This window comes from Vibrio sp. Scap24 (assembly GCF_013394185.1).
Lineage (GTDB): Bacteria > Pseudomonadota > Gammaproteobacteria > Enterobacterales > Vibrionaceae > Vibrio > Vibrio pomeroyi.
This window is the reverse complement of sequence record NZ_CP041333.1, coordinates 400,379-417,041: the sequence shown is the minus strand read 5'-3', so window position 1 is coordinate 417,041 and position 16,663 is coordinate 400,379. Positions and strand designations below refer to the sequence as shown.

The window sequence follows — 16,663 nt, the reverse complement described above, 5'->3', positions numbered from 1 at the left end:
CACATGTCATTAAAAGCATAGTGAACACAACACACCGATTAGATCAGTTTGTTACGGATATGGATAACCACCGCTTCTGCAACGACAACCACCGCAAAAATACTCACTAATACCATCGAAACTTTTTGCCATTCAAAAAGGTTTTGCGCATCGTTTAGCACCACGCCAATACCACCAGCGCCCACCAAACCCAGTACCGCAGATTCACGCACGTTGATGTCCCAACGGAATAACACGATTGAGTAGAACGCAGGCATCACTTGTGGCCAATACCCTTTCAACAAGATACTCATCCACGAAGCGCCCGTTGCACGTAAAGCTTCAATAGGCCCCATGTTCACTTCGGCAATGGCTTCCGCTAACAGCTTCCCTACAAAGCCGATACTGCGAATTGCAATTGCCATGATGCCGGCGAGAACACCGGGGCCAAACAGTGCGATAAACAGTAATGCCCATACCAGTGAGTTCACCGAACGTGAAGACACAAGGAAAAATTGAGCAAACCAGTTCAACGCTTTATTGGGAGTAATGTTTGGTGCATTCAACAACGCTAAAGGAATCGCGAACACCAAAGTAAACAGTGTACCCAAGGTCGCGATGTGCAACGTTTCAATCATCGCGGCATGGATCGTTTGTGGGTAAAAAGCGTAATCCATTGGCACCATACGCTGAAACATATCAGCGAACTGAGCAGGCGCGTCATAAAGAAACTCAGGAATCACTTCCACCGTCTGCCAAGACCAAACAAAGGCACACACTAGGCTAAGGTAAACGGCGAATCGAGCCACACGTTCATTAGGTGTAAAACGCTGCCACTCTCTATCGATAGATGCAGTTGTCATTAGAAGATTCTCCTAACAATGTTGGAAAGGAATTCACCGACAAGAATCAGTGCGATAATGGTGAGCAAGATAGCGGCAACGAAGTCATAGTCGAAACGTTGGAATGCAGAGAAAAGTGTTCCGCCAAGGCCGCCTGCCCCCACAATGCCCACCATAGTCGAATTACGCAGATTAGAATCCAACTGATAGCTTGCAAAGCCAATAAATCGCGTGAAAACCTGTGGCATCACGGCATACAGAATGACACTAACAAAGCTAGCGCCTGTCGCTTTAATTGCTTCAACCGGTTTAAAAGAGATCTCTTCAATCGCTTCAGCGAAAAGCTTAGCGATGAAGCCTATCGACGCAAACACCAAGGTCAAGATGCCAGCTAGCGCCCCAAAGCCCACCGCTTTTACAAATAAGATGGCGATGATCACTGGATGAAAAGAGCGACATAAGGCGATAAAAGCACGGACCGGCGTTGAAACGATCGCTGGCATCATATTTCTTGCAGCAAGTAGACCAAGGAATAATGAAATCACAATGCCAAAGAAGCTCGAAATAATCGCAATCTGCAAGCTCTCTGCGAGGCCACTCAATAGCAAACTGGTACGTGAAAAGTCAGGCGGGAACATTCGAGATAGTAATCGTTCACTTTCACCAAAGCCGATGATCAAACGCTCAAACGTCAGCCCCAATGTCGAAAAGCTATAGAACAAATAAGCGATAACGCCAGCGATGATCGCACGGTTCGTCCACGACGCTTTAAACGGGTTTTCACGGTTAGCTTGCGAAAGACTTGGCGACGAACTTGGGTTTAATCCAGCCATGACTCACCTCCGTAGATGATTTTCAGATCTTCCTCTGAGATGCCTTCTGGGCTGCCATCGTAATGCACCTTGCCATTACACATACCAATGATACGTTTGGCATAACGCTTGGCTAAGTTCACATCGTGGATATTCACCAACACCGGGATGTTTTTCTGTTCGGCAAAGGTTTCCATCAACTCCATGATCTCAACCGCGGTTTTCGGGTCAAGTGATGAGGTTGGTTCATCAGCAAGAAGGATATAAGGGTCTTGCATTACTGCACGAGCAATACCAACACGCTGCCTTTGACCGCCAGATAAGCTGTCGGCACGTTGGTTTGCAAAATCTTGCAGACCAACAAATTCCAGTAACTCAAACGCTTTTGCTAAGTCTTGTGCTGAGTAGTTACGGCGCCACGCATTCCAAGCGGTCATGTAACCTAAACGCCCACTCAACACGTTTTCGATAACCGTTAAACGCTCTACCAAGTTGTACTCTTGAAAGACCATGCCGATATGACGGCGCTGTTTGCGAAGTGCTTGGCCTTTTAGTTGAGTCAGGTCGGCACCATCAAAAATGATCTCCCCTTGGCTCGAATCGTTAAGACGATTGATACAACGCAGAAGTGTGCTTTTTCCGGTACCCGACGGGCCGATAATCGCGATGATTCCTGGCTCGTCGATATCAATATTAATGCCTTTAAGGATTGGCTTGCCTGCCACATATTCATGAAATAGGTTGTTGATCTTTATTCCGTCATAGCTTGCTACGGTCATACTGCATTTCCTTGTGCGAATTTTTGAATGATCTATGCCCTACCCGCGAGGGCATAGATTTTTAATTAAGGTAAGTGTTCTTGGAGACCTAGGCTTGATATGAAACCTAAGTCTTCTTTCAAACTAAGAGTTAGCCGTTATTTGCTTGTTTCGCTAACTCAGCGGCTTTTTTCTTTGCACGTTTAGCGGCGTCTTTTTCAGCCAGTTTTTTCAAACCTGCTTTGGTATAAGCCGTGCCTGTCGCGTGGGCGATATCACGAATCACATCCCACTCTTCTTTGTAGCTGATTGGCGAGAAACGGTCTGCACCTTTGAATGATGCACTCATCTCTGGTGTGAAGCGGTAACTGAAGAAAGCTTCGTTGATCTTCTCAACTAGCTCTGGTTTTAGGTTGTAAGCGTAACCAAAAGCAGACGTTGGGAAGCGTGGGCTGCGGTAAATGATCTTAAGCTCAGAATCATCAACACGGCCTGCTGCCACCATACGGTCGTACACGTCAGATGCCACAGGTGCCGCATCATAGTCTCCATTGAAGACACCTAGAATCGATTGGTCATGCTTACCTGAGTAAAGCACTTTGTAGTCTTCATCTGGCACTAACCCTTTAGCTGGGAATAACGCACGAGGAGCTAGGTTGCCAGAGTTTGATGATGCAGAAGTATGTGCAACCTTTTTGCCTTTTAGATCAGCCATGGTGTTGATGCCACTGTCTTTACGCACAATGGTGATCAGGTTGTAGCCTTGGAAACCAGACTCATCGCCTTTCACTGCAATTGGAACGTAACCCGCTAAGTTAACCGCATAGCCAGTTGGGCCCGTAGAGAAACCAGCAACATGCAAACGACCAGAACGCATCGCTTCTACTTGTGCAGAGTTCGAGTGCACCGTGTAGTAAATCACTCGCTTACCTGTAATTTTACTTAGGTGAGCTTGGAAGTCGGCAAACGCATCTTTATATAGCGCAGGGTCTTCTACTGGTGTGTAGGTGAACACAAGCGTACTTGGGTCGTTCCACTCATCTGAATTCTTCGGTGAGTCAGCCACCAAATCTTGGTTTTCATCACAGTATCGATCGTCTAACACACCACGGCTAGAGCAGTCGCTTGCCATAGCCATTGAAGGAAATAGTAATGAGCTAGCGATTAACAGTCCTTTAACACTGATTTTCATATTCAAACCTTACTTTTACTTATTGTTGAAAGTCACCTTCGCTATTGCAGCCTTTGTGCCATGTTTTTATTCATTTAAATTCAATGACTTAAATTACAATTTGAATCCAACAATCTATTTTGAGTCATTCATGTCCAACCCAAAAGCTTACATTTGGGTCATTTATGTCCCATCAATTTTAACGGTAAAAAAAGAGCCCGAAGGCTCTTTGGTTCACTGCTTTTTCTCTTATTATTCTTCAATAACCCAGATAATTTAGGCGTCGCTGTCCATGCAGTTTGCGTAGTAAGTGACAGTTGCAGGCCAGTCACTGAATACGCCCATCACACCTACATCTTGTGCCAACACATCGAGCATTTTCATCATGTCGCCATCATTGTTGATGCCATCTTTCACGCTCTTGTAATACCAACCACCGCCTTGTGCTAGTGGGCCTGAACGCTCCAGAGTCCATGCAATGATGTCGAGGTCTGCACCTTTAGCGAGCTTGGCGTAATTAGACGCAACCAGTTCGTTGTTCTCATCTAGATCAACCAACGCAAACAGAGGCGGCGCAATAATGTTTACACCCGCATCATGCAGCTCTTTCATGTTCTCAACAGACGCGACAAAGTCCGCTTGCTCGTAAACACGGTCATCAAGATAAACGGCTTGTTTGCCGAATTTTGGTGCTGCTTTAATCCAGTACTTCACATCATCTAGGTTGAACGATTGCAAATAAGTTTCTGAAGGTGCAAAGCCCGCTTCTTGTAATTCATCCACCAGCTTTTGCGCGTACATCTCTTGGCTGAAACCATTGAAAGGCATTTCAACCGCTGCCGATTTCAATTCAGGAGTCACTTTCACACCGTGCTCTTTAAATAATTCCGCACTTTCGGCGTGTGTCATCAGCGTACCGCTCTGGCTGTAAAGATCGGTTCTCCAACCCGGAGTGCCGTTCATGTACTCTTCGACTGTGGTGGCTTTCGGGTTCGCCCCATCCATTTTGCCTTTTAACGTCTTAAACTCCGCCAGCGTGAAATCGGAAGTTCGACACTCAACCTGAGCATCTTCGCCTGTCGCTGGGTTCGCAGGTTTAAATGGAACTGAACACTTCTTAGCAAGCTCTGGGTGAGCCAACACATCGGTTGTGGTGTGCAGGTCACTTTGAGAATGTCGACACACCAATTCCTTATCTTTAGTGAAGGTCACATCACACTCTACGACACCGGCTCCCATCTGAATCGCCGCTAAGTACGATTCTTTGGTGTGCTCGGGAAACTGCATTGCAGCTCCGCGATGCCCAATAGAAAAATCGCTACGATGAAAAGGCCCTTCGCTACAACTAAGCAGCTTGGTTTTCAAAGGGCTCTCGTCCATATTGTTGACTAAAAAGAGGGGACGAGGTCCTAGGTTTGCTGACTCTGTCGCCGCCCATGCTGTCATTGAGCTAACGCCGAGTATCAGAGCAATCGAACCTTTCAGTATTTGCTTCATGTTTGTATCTCCTTGCAACAAGCAATTATTTTTCTAATTTCCTTAATCCAGTCATATCTACTTTCTGTGAGATGACCTCATGTGGGCTGATGCCACAATGTAGGGATTGCACGCTTTGTGCCAAATGTTAAAACTCTTTTATTACAATCACTTGAAACAGTTACTCATTCGACTAAATGATAAATGGGTCATTGTTGTCTTGTGCTTTTTTCTTCTGCTTTGTCTTTTGGTTTAGGTTTGTTATTTGATAACCAACCTAGCGAGTTAAGCTTTAAAACTCTCTTTGTCCAACTGGTGTTTCTTCATTTTTCGATAAAGCGTTTTACGTGGCAGATTCAGCTTACTTGAGACCTCATTGATATTGCCTGCGCTCTCTATCAAGGCTTCGGTTAATACATTTCTCTCGTACTGCTCCATCTGCTTTTCAAAGGCGAAGTCTTCCCCGGTTGATTCACAAATTGGCGATTGAAGATCAAAGCCATCGCCGACAATACCGAGTACAAATCGGTCGGCAACGTTACGTAGCTCACGTACGTTTCCTGGCCATTCATGTCGACACAGCTGCTGTATCTGTTCAGGATAAATCGTCGAAGGACGCGTCTTGTACTTGTGGCTCGCTTGAATCACAAAGTGACGGAACAACACCTGAATGTCCTCTTTGCGTTGGCGCAGTGCCGGAAGGTTTAAGCTCGCAATATTTAGGCGATAAAAGAGATCGGCTCTGAATTCACCGGATTCACTGAGGCTTGCAAGGTCAGCTTTACTGGCAGCGACCACCACAATATCGACAGGTATCAATTCATTACCACCAACACGCTCAATCACTCGCTCTTGAATCACGCGTAGCAACTTAATCTGCACTGCAATCGGCATACTTTCAATTTCATCGAGAAACAGAGTGCCACCATTGGCTTGTTCTATTTTTCCGATGCGTTTCTTATTGGCACTGGTAAACGAGCCCGCTTCATGACCAAACAGCTCACTCTCAATAATGCTCTCTGTCATGCCACCACAGTTTATTGCGACGAACGGCTTTGCCTTACGACGACTAAACTGATGCAAGGCGCGAGCAATCACCTCTTTACCCGTACCAGTCTCGCCGTTAATGATGGTATCGACGCCAGTATGAGAGAGCGCAAGCACTTGCTTACGTATGGTGTCCATCGCTTGGGATTGCCCGATAACCACAGATTCAATCGGTAGTTCTGTATCTTGATCGTTGTCTAACGTTGTTGGGCTGTTCTGCTGACATTGTGCCAACGCCAAATCGAGCTTTTCTACCAACTCACTGGCATTGAGGGGTTTCTCCAGAAAGTCGAACGCACCCAGCTTCATCGCCTCTATCGCCATAGGAATATCACCATGCCCGCTCATCAGTAATACCGGAACATTGGCCGCGCGATGTTGGATTGAGCATAACAACGTAAGCCCGTCGACTTGTGGCATCCGCACATCACACAGCACCACCGACTGACTGCTTGCTTTGAGGGACTTCAGGCCAAGGTTTGGGTCGGTAAAGCTAGTGACACGAAAACCCTCGAGTTCCAACATTTCGCTCACGGCTTCAACAACGTCTGTTTCATCGTCGATAAGAACTATGTGTTTTTCTGAAGTCATGAGTTTGTGCCTTTTGGTAGAGTGACGATAAAGGTGGTGCCTTGGCGTTCAACCGATTCGACGTGAATCGAGCCGCCAAAGTCTTTAATTATGTTGTATGCGATAGACAAACCGAGGCCGAGTCCTTTACCTGTGCTCTTGCGGGTATAAAACGGATCAAACAGATAAGAAATGTCCTCTTCGGGTATCCCTAACCCGTTGTCTTTAACTAATATCTGAATGGTGTCCTGGTGCTCTTGAGTGAAGATGTCGAGCTGAGGCAGCTCTCTATGTTCAACAGCATCCAACGCATTGCTGATCAAATTCACCAACACCTGCTCCAAGCGAATGCTGTTGGCTCGCACCAATTGGTCGCGTTGTGGGGAATACTGAATCAGCACTCTACTCTGCCGCGTTTCAAAGAGATCGATCGCATCACCAATCACCTTATCTAATTCAACGTTATCTATTTTGCCATCGCTCTTGCGCGAGAATGCCTTCAAGTGACGTGTAATCGCAGCCACTTTATCTAGTAAGATCTCGATCTTTTTCAGGTTATCTTCTGCTCTGTCTGGCCTCTCTTTGCCTAACCACAGTTGCGCGCTTCGAACGTGACTGTTTACTGCGGTCAGAGGTTGATTGATCTCGTGAGTAATGCCGACACTTAACTGCCCCAACGCGGCCAGTTTTCCAGCTTGAACGAGCTCATCCTGAGTAACACGCAGCTTGGCCTCGGCTAAGGTACGTTCTTCCACCTCTGCCTCCAATTTGCGGTTGGTTTGCTTGACGACTTTGGCTGTGGTTTGAAATACCTTTAGGTACTTCGCCATTTGCGTCACTTCATCTTTTCCACGAATCGCGACTTCGGTATCTAAGTGCCCAGTCGAAATCGCGAACATGTTGTCTTTAAGCTGTAATAGCCTTTCTAAAATACTCTTGCGCACATAGAACCATGAGATAGCCGCGGCAGCTAACACACTGAACAGTGAGAGGAACAGTGATAAACGTTGGTTCGATTGCAAAGAGTGTTGCGCCTGCTGAATCGACTGATCAATATTGCGGTTCACTTGGCTAGTGTTACGTTCGATTTGTACCGTTAACTGATTCAAATGCTCACGGCTGTTTTGTAAGAAATACTGCTCTTGATAGAGATGGTCGAGCGCTTTGTTTTTAAGCCCGTACAAGCTGCTATCACTTGAGGCTAGGTTGTAAATTACGGTGAGTTGATTATCCAGCTCTGGAAAGGCACTTCTTAAATCACCACTAACCCAAAGCTGCCACCACTCTTCTCCAACCTGCTCGAGTCGTAAGCTGGTGTAATCCAGCTCATTAAAGCTCGAGTCGTTATACAGTTTTTCTACCAAGCCTAATTGGTAGTACAGCAGGGACTTTAATTGCGTGAATTGAACCTGCTCTTTGGCTGAATTAGGCAAGCTATCGAGTGAATCACTGGCTTGCTGCAATAAGGGGTAAAAGCCTTCGAGTAGATTACGAAGTTCTTGGTTGAGCTGTTCAGATTCAATCTCACTTTGGTACAACAGACTGAGACTATTGTTAACTTGAGCGATAAGATCTTTAAAATAGGAGTGATAATCGGGGAATTGCACCATAACGCTATTCATGACTGAAATAGCGTCTTCAATTTTGAGCATCGCTTGTTTACGTTCTAAGTTGGATTCAGCATCACTGAGTTGCGATGAGGTTGTGATAATGACGCGCACCATGTCATTTAAGCGAGCAGCGTTATCTAAAGCGGGAATTTCACTTTCTTTTAGCTCAACAAGGCGTTGATTTAGGTTATCAAAGGTGAAACTGGAGACTACCGATAGAAAGATGGTGGTCATCGATAACATGGCTAACGCCAACACTAAACGCAGCTCTATCCCTTTCCAGCCAAACCACTTACGACGCGGAATCTTGATCGGAAATGGACGTTCAAAACGGTCCTTGTTATCTATCACCTCTGAGACACGACTACTCACTCGCCCCACCTTCTTCTCATCAAAAACCAACAGTAAAGGTCAATGATTCAATCAGTTAGGTGGTTAACCTGACTTAAAGCCACTTCAAATAGTTTTAGTAAAACTATGAAAACAAGAGTAATCATTAACATTTCACATAAAACACCATAACAATTATTTTATAAACCCTAGGTTGTCTGTTTTGAGAGAGAAGAAAGTGACTTCGCCGACAGAAACGTGATTACTCTATCAATACAAAAAATCGCATAGGCTTTCACCTATGCGATTTCATTAGTATCACGTCAATCTACTGCTTGAGACTCAACAGCTTAGATAATGATCATCCCATCTTGATAAGTCAGTGCTGGCGACACGTCTTGACCAAGTAATACAGGGCCGTCGAGGTCGACGATTTCAGACTGCACGGCAATAGGCAGAGCCGCACGCATGGCCAGTGAGGTACCAAGCATACAGCCAGACATCAGAGTAAATCCGAGCCTTTGCGCTTCTTCGGCAAGTGCCAATGCTTCTGTCAAACCGCCGGTTTTATCAAGCTTAATGTTGACCATTTCATACTTACCCACCAGCGATGACAGCTGAGATGTGGTATGACAGCTTTCATCAGCACACAGTGGGATAGGATGCTTGATGTGTGCCAACGAGGCATCATGCTGCTGTGGTAAAGGCTGCTCAATCATTGCAATATCAAACTCAGTCAGCTGATTGAACAGTTCTTCAAGATTCAATCCAGTCCAAGCTTCATTGGCATCCAGTACAATTTTAACTTCAGGAGCGGCTTCTCGGACAGCGCGTATACGCTCTACTACTTGCTCACCATCAAGCTTCACTTTTAGAAGTTTTGCACCATTCGCCACATAATCGCGAGCTTGTGTTGCCATGGCTTCTGGTGTGCCAATCGAGACTGTCATAGCGGTAACAATCTGCTTAGGTAACTCGAACAAGCTATTCGGAAAGATCTGGTCGTTCTGCTGCGCTTGATAATCCCAAAGCGCACAATCGATAGCATTACGCGCAGCTCCTCCAGTCAATGAAGACTGAAGATGATCTCGTAACTCTTCAGGATCGGTCATGCCACGCTCGAAAGCCGTTTCAAGAGAGCTAGCAGCTTGTTGAATTTGCGCCAACACAGACTCTGATGACTCACCATAACGGGGATAAGGCGTACACTCGCCTTGCGCTTGTTTACCATTATGCTCAATGTAAACGCGAACAACATGACACTCTGTTCGGCTGCCTCGAGAGATGCGAAAAGGCGTTTGCATCGCGATAGTAATTGGTTCTGCTGTAATCTTCATAATTTCACTCGGTTGATGTTCGCTTTAACAAATGGAAACGTAGAAATGATGAAATCGTTAAAGTGAATGTCGCAAATGATCAGTAATATGTTGTACACCAAATCGCACTGGATCCGTCACTGGCACTTGATAAAGTGTGGTCCATTCTTGGCACAATGTCGCAGCCTCTTCAATGCTAATCGCCGATGTGTTCAGGCAGATACCCACCAGCTTCACATCTGGATTTGTCAGTTGCGCGGCTTGTAAATTTGCATCAATAGTTTGCTCTATTGTTGGCAATTTGGCATGTGGTAGATTGCGAATATGTGCTCGCCCTACTTCATGACACAGCACCAAAGCATCAGCTTGCGCACCATGCAATAAACCCAAACTCACGCCTGCAAAAGAAGGATTGAACAATGAACCTTGGCCTTCAATGATGTCCCACTCGTGGTCGGTAAATTCAGGGCTAATCGCTTCAACCGCTCCAGAAATGAAATCTGCAACCACAGCATCAATCGAAATACCGCTGCCTTCAATCAAGATACCTGTCTGCCCTGTCGCTTTAAACTGAGCTGATGTTCCCGCTTCTTTAAGCGATTTTTCAATCGCCAACGCCGAAAACATTTTGCCTACCGAGCAGTCGGTTCCGACCGTAAGAAGGCGCTTACCTTGACGAGGCTTACCATTACCAACCTGAAGAACACCATCAAAATGGCGTACATCATGAAGCTTAGTCAATCTTCGCTGCTGCATGTCAGCAAGCGGTGAAAATTCGTTCAAGCGCTGGTGCATGCCGGATGCAATCTCAAATCCCATTTCTGCAGCGGCTAATATCGTAGGTTGCCATGAGTCAGGAATAACGCCGCCCGGGTTTGCAGTGCCAATCACTAGCGTTTTCGCTCCCTTAGCTTGTGCCTGTTGCAAGGTCATATCCGCTAAGCCAAGAGAAACGGTCTCTTCTGTTAAACGTAATTGGCCAAGGCAGATTTCTGGTCGCCATTGGTGAATCCCGCGAGCGGTTTTTGCAGCCAGTGGGTCAGTAACATCCCCAAGAAAAAGAAGGTAAGGTTGAGCGATAGACATGTGTATTCCTAATTAATAAGTCCTTGTATGGATTTACTTTAATTAAGAAGTTAAGGCCTGCCGAATGCCAATTCATGGCGCGCCTATAACATGATGTTATAGGTTGTAAATTGGGCGAAAAATACTAGGTGATAGATAAAGTTAATCGTTCCCTAACAAGAACCCTTCAGTTCTGTAATGAACTGCTTGGCCGCAATCGACTGTGGCGTGTGTTCGGCGCATAGAGTCGAGACTGAGAATGGAATAGCTAGCTGCAGTGGTAATACGCAAACTGAGTCGTCATTTTGGTATTGTTCTGCCGTCCACGGGTCCACAATCGCAAAACCGGCTTGGTGCTTGACCAGTTCCGCCGCAGCGCTGTATCCGCGAACCGAAATTGGATGATGATAATGCTCATCTCGTGCAATCAAGCTTTGATGGAGCAGCAAACCCAGTGGGTCACGACTATCAAGCCCGATGATTGGCAACGGATAATTGATTAACTCATCAAGGGTTATTTCGGTCGGTAGATGATCAACAGTGTTGGATGGAACCAGAACCTTAAGTGATTCGGTTAATAGCGTTTCAGACAATATTGCTGGCGGTGCTTCGTCTCCAAATGCGATAGCGATATCGAGCTCATGTTTCAATAAGCCTGCACACAGTTCGTCGCGATTGGCAGTCAGCAATTCAAAAGAGAGTTCTTGTTTACTGGAATATTGCTCACAAGACATTTTGGCGATTACTGGAGTCAACAATTTGGTGGCTAGAATCGGCGGCGCACCAATACGTAAATGCTGATGACCTTTTTTCACTTTGTTAGTCAAGGAACGAAATTGACCCAGTTGTTGGTAGACCTTCTCGGCTTCTGGTAACAAGGTTTTCGCCTCAACCGTTGGCACCAGTCGACCTTTGACACGCTCGAACAAGCCAAACCCCAATTGCTGCTCGGTGTGCGCCAAAATACGCGTCACATTAGGCTGGGACACATGCAAGCTGCGTGCGGCTCCAGATACGGTTCCGGTCTGCATAATGGCGTAAAAGACTTCCAGTTGTCTTAGGTTCAAATTGACGTCCTTTGGTTCACCGAACAAGTTTAGGGCTTGGATTCAGTTGTATTAACTAAGCTGTCTGTCTATCAACTTAGCTGTCTACATGAATTTAGCTATCTACGTGAATTTAGCTATCTACGTGAATTTATTTTAGTAACTCAGCTATCGCAGGTTGAAGTACCTCAGCCCAAGCTTGATAAGCTTTAGCATTCAAGTGCAAGTCATCGCACGAGAACTCATTCGACAAAAGCTTGTTAGGTGACAATACTGAATTCACATCTAAGAACGCAATGCCTTGTTGAGTACAGTACTCGCTTATTTTGCTATTGAGCAGTTCCACCGAAGGGTTCAAGCTTTGTAGTTTAGACCCTACATAAAGCGTTGATTGCACCAATATTCGAATATCGTTTTCTTGCCACACCTTAAGCATATCAATGTAGTTCTGGTAGATATGCTCGACATCGTAACCTTGCGCTAAATCGTTTATCCCTGCCATAAAACAGACCAGCTTTGGTTTCACGTTTAACGTGGTATCAATGCGGCGCAACATGCCGGTTGTGGTATCCCCCGCTAAGCCGCGATTAACCATAGAGGTCTCACGGAAAATATCCGCCCACGGAGCCCATTCAGTGATCGAGTCACCAAACAAGACTAAGTCTGCATTTGGAGAAAAATGACGATGATTATCTGATGTCATGATGTAACGGCTCATGCTGTGGCCTCGTTGCTGAATCTCAGACTGAAGAGCAACTGCCTTGAGGATTTCACTGTCCGGTGTGGAGCTATCGAACTGAGCCAATAACCCTTCGATGTGAGGCTTAAAAGGACTAAGACGCGTGCTCAGTTGATGGTGCTCTTTAAGGGAAGATAGCTTCTCTAACAATACGTACAGAGAGCTGTTTTGACCAACTTCTTGGAATAACTGATATAGATCGAGGACAGGGTGCTGGTGTAGCGCGGCAAGTAATTGCTTGTCTTCCATGGTGTTATCTAACCCTTCAATTATCTGGTGATGAACCCAAGATAATATCCGATTGCGTACGGGATAGATAACACTAGAAGCAGAGAATTACTTTTCTTTGATTAGCAGATGATTTCGGTTATCACGGCTTTTCTTAATCAGCTCGTTGCTCTCGTCCATTTCATCAGATTTAGCAAGGCGATCGTAAAGCAGCACATTCACAGTCGCTGCCAAGTTCATGCAGCCAACTGTTGGAACGTACACAACGTGATCCGCTCTATCGGCAACATCTTGAGAAATCGAACCATCTTCAGGGCCAAAGATATAGATAGCGTTTTCTGGGTGTTTAAAACGTGGCAGTGGTGTTGCACCTTCTGCTAGCTCCACACAAACGATCTTAGTTTCTGGATCAAGATTGTCTAAAAACGATTCGACACCAGTCAACGGGATAGTACGCGCAGCACTCTTGGTATCGGTGTGAAATTTAGCGGCTTTTTCGTAGCGTTGCCCTGTGTATTTAACTTCGTCGACTTGGTAACAACCAGCCGCACGCATAACAGCACCAACGTTTGTTGGGCTCTTTGGGTTAGTTAAACCAATAATCACATGGCTTTTGTTCATGAATCTTTCTCACTTAACGAATAGACATAGCAGGGTGCTACAAAGCGTCGCATTCTAACAAAGCAGCGTCGAATTCAAAAGCATCGATACAAACTCACTTTTTCGCGCTTAAGCCTCTAGTTGCAAGGCTTCTCACCTCAAAAATCTAACCGTCATCATATTTATAAAACAAAAACACTCTAGGGTAACAATTAAACAACAAGCCCATTTACATTTTGAAACCACATTAATAATGTGTTGAAAATTGCATGAGACAATCACACAGGAAGCGTGACATGACCCTAACCATCAAAAACCGCCTTTATATTCTCTCTTTCATTCCACTGCTATTGATGGCAATAGGGATGATGAGCGTGACGTATATGAAGAGCACCGAGCTAACCGCACAACAAGTAGAATCGACGCGTAGCAATATGATGGCGATGAAAGAAAAGGAACTCAAAGCGTATCTGCAAATGGCTCAATCTTCTATCAGTCCGTTCTTGGAAAGAGGTGCAACATTAGAAGAGGCCTTACCGACATTAAGAACACTCGAATACGGTGAATCTGGCTACATCTTTGGCTACGACTCTAAAGGCGTTCGAGTTGTGGTTGGACAAAACAACGATGGCATTGGTAAAAATTACTACGATCTGCAAGACAAAAAAGGTAATTACCTGATTCGTGACCTCATCAAGAACTCGAAGCTTGGTGAATTCACCACTTACTACTTTCCAAAACTTGGTCAATCTGAAGCCCTACCTAAGCTCAGCTACTCGATATTCATCCCACAATGGGATTTGATGCTGGGCACCGGTTTTTATACTGACGATATTGATGCTGTGATCGCAGAAATGAAAGAGAGCTCGAATGCGGCACTACAAAGCTCACTCACTGCCATCGCTATCTTCTGTGGCTTAATCGCTCTTGTGGTTGCCGTGTTTGCAGTCGCAGTGAACCGCACAATTATGAAGCCACTTGAGCAGTTTGACCGTTCAATCAGCGCGTTTGCGAGTGGTGAAGCTGATTTAACCGCGCGAATGGAAACATTCAAAGCCCCCGAGTTCACTAAGCTCAGCGAGAACTTCAATGCGTTTGTTGCCAGTCTGCAAACCATCATTCGAAGCGTCAGTGATGTGGGTCAGCAAGTGGTAGCCGAAACGTCTAGCATGTCTTCTCGCGCAGCTCAGGTCGACGAAATTGCCACAGGCCAACGTGAAGAAACTGAACAAGTTGCAACAGCGATGACTGAGATGACCACAACTGCGCAAGAGATCTCCAGCAACGCAAGCCAAGCGGCCGATTCAGCGAAGCTTGCCGAAGGTAACGCGAAAGAAGCGCAACAAATCGTAAATGCAGCTGCGGATTCTGTTGCAGGCCTTGCTAGCGAAGTCTCAGAAGCCAACACTGTAGTATCGCGTTTAGAAGGTGATGTGCAGAACATCTCCTCTTCGTTGGCGGTGATTCAAGACATTGCAGAGCAAACGAACCTACTTGCATTGAATGCCGCAATTGAGGCAGCTCGTGCTGGTGAACAAGGTCGTGGTTTTGCAGTTGTAGCGGATGAGGTTCGCAAGCTTGCAAGCCGAACTCAGGAAAGTACGGGCGATATTCACAAGATGATTGAGCAACTAAAAGCGGCCTCAGACGCCGCGGTAAAAGCGATGGATTCAAGCCAAAACCGCAGTGCTCAAACGGTTGAAGAAGCAAACGCTGCTGCCGCTGCTCTGGCGAAGATCCAAGAGTCGATCGATACCATCATGGACATGAACTCGCTTATTGCTACGGCAACTGAACAACAAAACATTGTCGGCCAAGAGATATCTCAACGCATTGTCGTGATATCAGATCAAAGCTCGCAGTCAGCAGCACTAGCAAATCAAAACCGCACAGGTAGCCAAAACCTAAACAGTCGTGCGAATGAGCTTTACCACTTGGTGGATCGTTTCACAGTTTAATACCCCTGTATCTTTACCCTCTAAAACACTTCGGGCTTCAGAATCCCCATTCTGAAGCCCGAATTTTTAAGCCCTCTACTCCAACGCATCAAAAACATCTCCCCCTTTAACTTCCGATTTATCATAAGCTTTGAGTACCAATTTACAGAAGTCGGTTAAACTTAGTGAATTCGCAAAGATCATCGACTCGATATAGGTAGGTAACATGTTTAATTCAGATAAAAAGAAGGTTCGTGATTTACTGATAGCCACTCGCTTTGGCGTATCTGCTTCAGAGATGAAGACCATTATTGGTGTTGAGCAGAACAAAGCGATGAAGTGCATTCTGCAACTCAAAGAGGAAGGCGAAGATATTCGAACACTTGGGGAAGGCACCAACCCAGAAGAGTTGGTTTTGTACTCCATCGGAGAGATTGAGCCTTAAACGAGTTAAATTTTAGTCTGAGTTTTAGCTTCGATACACGTGCTGTTAAGCGGGCAGTCTTGACACTTTGGCTTGGGGTTACAGAACTGCTGCCCATGATCGACCAACAAGCCATGATAGTGACCGTACCTTTTTGTATCCAAAGGAATAGTGCTTTCCATTAAGGCTCGAAACTTCTCATACGATTTAGGCACATCGAGTCCATTACGAGTGAAGATCCTTCTTGCGTACGCATCAATCACAAAAGACGGCTTACCTATCGCATAAACCAGAATCGCATCAGCCGTTTCGCCACCAATTCCTTTTACTTCCAATAACTCTTTTCGAAGCTGATCTTTGTCCTGTTGACGAACCACTAACATGTCGTATTGGTACTTCGAAAACCATTCTGTCACAGCCTTTAACTTAATGGCTTTTTGATTGTAATAACCACTGGAGCGAATCTTTTGAGCAAGCTCATCAAGATCCATTGCTGCAACCGACCTTGGGTTGCATTGCTCACCTAAGTTAATGAGCGCTTTCTCTGCGTTCTTCCAGTTGGTGTTTTGAACCAAAATCGCGCCTAAAACAATCTCGTAAGGATCATTCCTTTGCCACCAATCAAAATAGCCGTAGTGTTGCTCAAGTGTATCGAACACACTGAGTATCAACTCACTTTGACTTGCTGAATGACGCTGAATTTCAGTCATAGG

General features: G+C 45.6%; 15 protein-coding genes. 2 read left to right on the top strand and 13 right to left on the bottom strand.

Annotated elements, in window-relative coordinates; all coding sequences use genetic code 11:
- Window positions 1–38: 38 nt before the first annotated feature.
- The 12 genes from phnE (FLM53_RS17425) to FLM53_RS17370 form a co-directional block, all read right to left on the bottom strand.
- Window positions 39–842 carry a phosphonate ABC transporter, permease protein PhnE gene (gene phnE / locus FLM53_RS17425; protein WP_176678826.1) on the bottom strand — a complete coding sequence of 268 codons (804 nt, stop codon included), beginning with the start codon at window positions 840–842 and terminating at the stop codon, window positions 39–41.
- The gene (gene phnE / locus FLM53_RS17420) at window positions 842–1,654 is read right to left on the bottom strand and encodes a phosphonate ABC transporter, permease protein PhnE (RefSeq protein WP_061033843.1); all 813 of its coding nucleotides are present in this window, start codon (window positions 1,652–1,654) and stop codon (window positions 842–844) included. Before phnE (FLM53_RS17420) ends, phnE (FLM53_RS17425) begins: the two co-directional genes overlap by 1 nt.
- Entirely contained in the window at window positions 1,642–2,412 is a 771-nt protein-coding gene (phnC, locus tag FLM53_RS17415; protein ID WP_176678827.1) for a phosphonate ABC transporter ATP-binding protein, read from the bottom strand. The genes phnE (FLM53_RS17420) and phnC overlap by 13 nt, the downstream gene beginning before the upstream one ends.
- Window positions 2,413–2,542: 130 nt before the next feature.
- Entirely contained in the window at window positions 2,543–3,583 is a 1,041-nt protein-coding gene (gene phnD, locus FLM53_RS17410; protein ID WP_176678828.1) for a phosphate/phosphite/phosphonate ABC transporter substrate-binding protein, read from the bottom strand.
- Window positions 3,584–3,838: 255 nt separating this feature from the next.
- Complete coding sequence (locus FLM53_RS17405) at window positions 3,839–5,059, bottom strand: glycerophosphodiester phosphodiesterase family protein (protein ID WP_176678829.1); 1,221 nt, start codon at window positions 5,057–5,059, stop codon at window positions 3,839–3,841.
- A 264-nt stretch (window positions 5,060–5,323) separates the two neighbouring features.
- Window positions 5,324–6,676: a sigma-54 dependent transcriptional regulator gene (locus FLM53_RS17400; RefSeq protein ID WP_176678830.1), complete on the bottom strand. Its 1,353-nt coding sequence runs from the start codon at window positions 6,674–6,676 to the stop codon at window positions 5,324–5,326.
- Complete coding sequence (locus FLM53_RS17395) at window positions 6,673–8,646, bottom strand: ATP-binding protein (protein ID WP_176678831.1); 1,974 nt, start codon at window positions 8,644–8,646, stop codon at window positions 6,673–6,675. Before FLM53_RS17395 ends, FLM53_RS17400 begins: the two co-directional genes overlap by 4 nt.
- Before the next feature lie 299 nt (window positions 8,647–8,945).
- Window positions 8,946–9,932 (bottom strand): N-acetyl-D-Glu racemase DgcA, encoded by a 987-nt coding sequence (gene dgcA / locus FLM53_RS17390; RefSeq protein WP_176678832.1) that lies wholly within the window; start codon window positions 9,930–9,932, stop codon window positions 8,946–8,948.
- Between the two features lie 57 nt (window positions 9,933–9,989).
- Entirely contained in the window at window positions 9,990–10,997 is a 1,008-nt protein-coding gene (dgcN, locus tag FLM53_RS17385; RefSeq protein WP_176678833.1) for an N-acetyltransferase DgcN, read from the bottom strand.
- A 152-nt stretch (window positions 10,998–11,149) separates the two neighbouring features.
- Window positions 11,150–12,043 carry a LysR family transcriptional regulator gene (locus tag FLM53_RS17380; protein ID WP_176678834.1) on the bottom strand — a complete coding sequence of 298 codons (894 nt, stop codon included), beginning with the start codon at window positions 12,041–12,043 and terminating at the stop codon, window positions 11,150–11,152.
- A 130-nt stretch (window positions 12,044–12,173) separates the two neighbouring features.
- The gene (locus FLM53_RS17375) at window positions 12,174–13,010 is read right to left on the bottom strand and encodes an SGNH/GDSL hydrolase family protein (protein WP_176678835.1); all 837 of its coding nucleotides are present in this window, start codon (window positions 13,008–13,010) and stop codon (window positions 12,174–12,176) included.
- 87 nt (window positions 13,011–13,097) lie between these two features.
- The gene (locus FLM53_RS17370) at window positions 13,098–13,610 is read right to left on the bottom strand and encodes an RNA methyltransferase (RefSeq protein ID WP_137002105.1); all 513 of its coding nucleotides are present in this window, start codon (window positions 13,608–13,610) and stop codon (window positions 13,098–13,100) included.
- 275 nt (window positions 13,611–13,885) lie between these two features.
- Here FLM53_RS17370 and FLM53_RS17365 point away from each other — a divergent pair, with 275 nt between their 5' ends.
- Entirely contained in the window at window positions 13,886–15,547 is a 1,662-nt protein-coding gene (locus tag FLM53_RS17365) for a methyl-accepting chemotaxis protein (RefSeq protein ID WP_017631553.1), read from the top strand.
- 205 nt (window positions 15,548–15,752) lie between these two features.
- The gene (locus tag FLM53_RS17360) at window positions 15,753–15,971 is read left to right on the top strand and encodes a hypothetical protein (protein WP_176678836.1); all 219 of its coding nucleotides are present in this window, start codon (window positions 15,753–15,755) and stop codon (window positions 15,969–15,971) included.
- A 5-nt stretch (window positions 15,972–15,976) separates the two neighbouring features.
- On the opposite strand, the gene FLM53_RS17355 is transcribed toward FLM53_RS17360, so the two are convergent.
- Window positions 15,977–16,660: an endonuclease III domain-containing protein gene (locus FLM53_RS17355; protein WP_176678837.1), complete on the bottom strand. Its 684-nt coding sequence runs from the start codon at window positions 16,658–16,660 to the stop codon at window positions 15,977–15,979.
- Window positions 16,661–16,663: the final 3 nt, after the last annotated feature.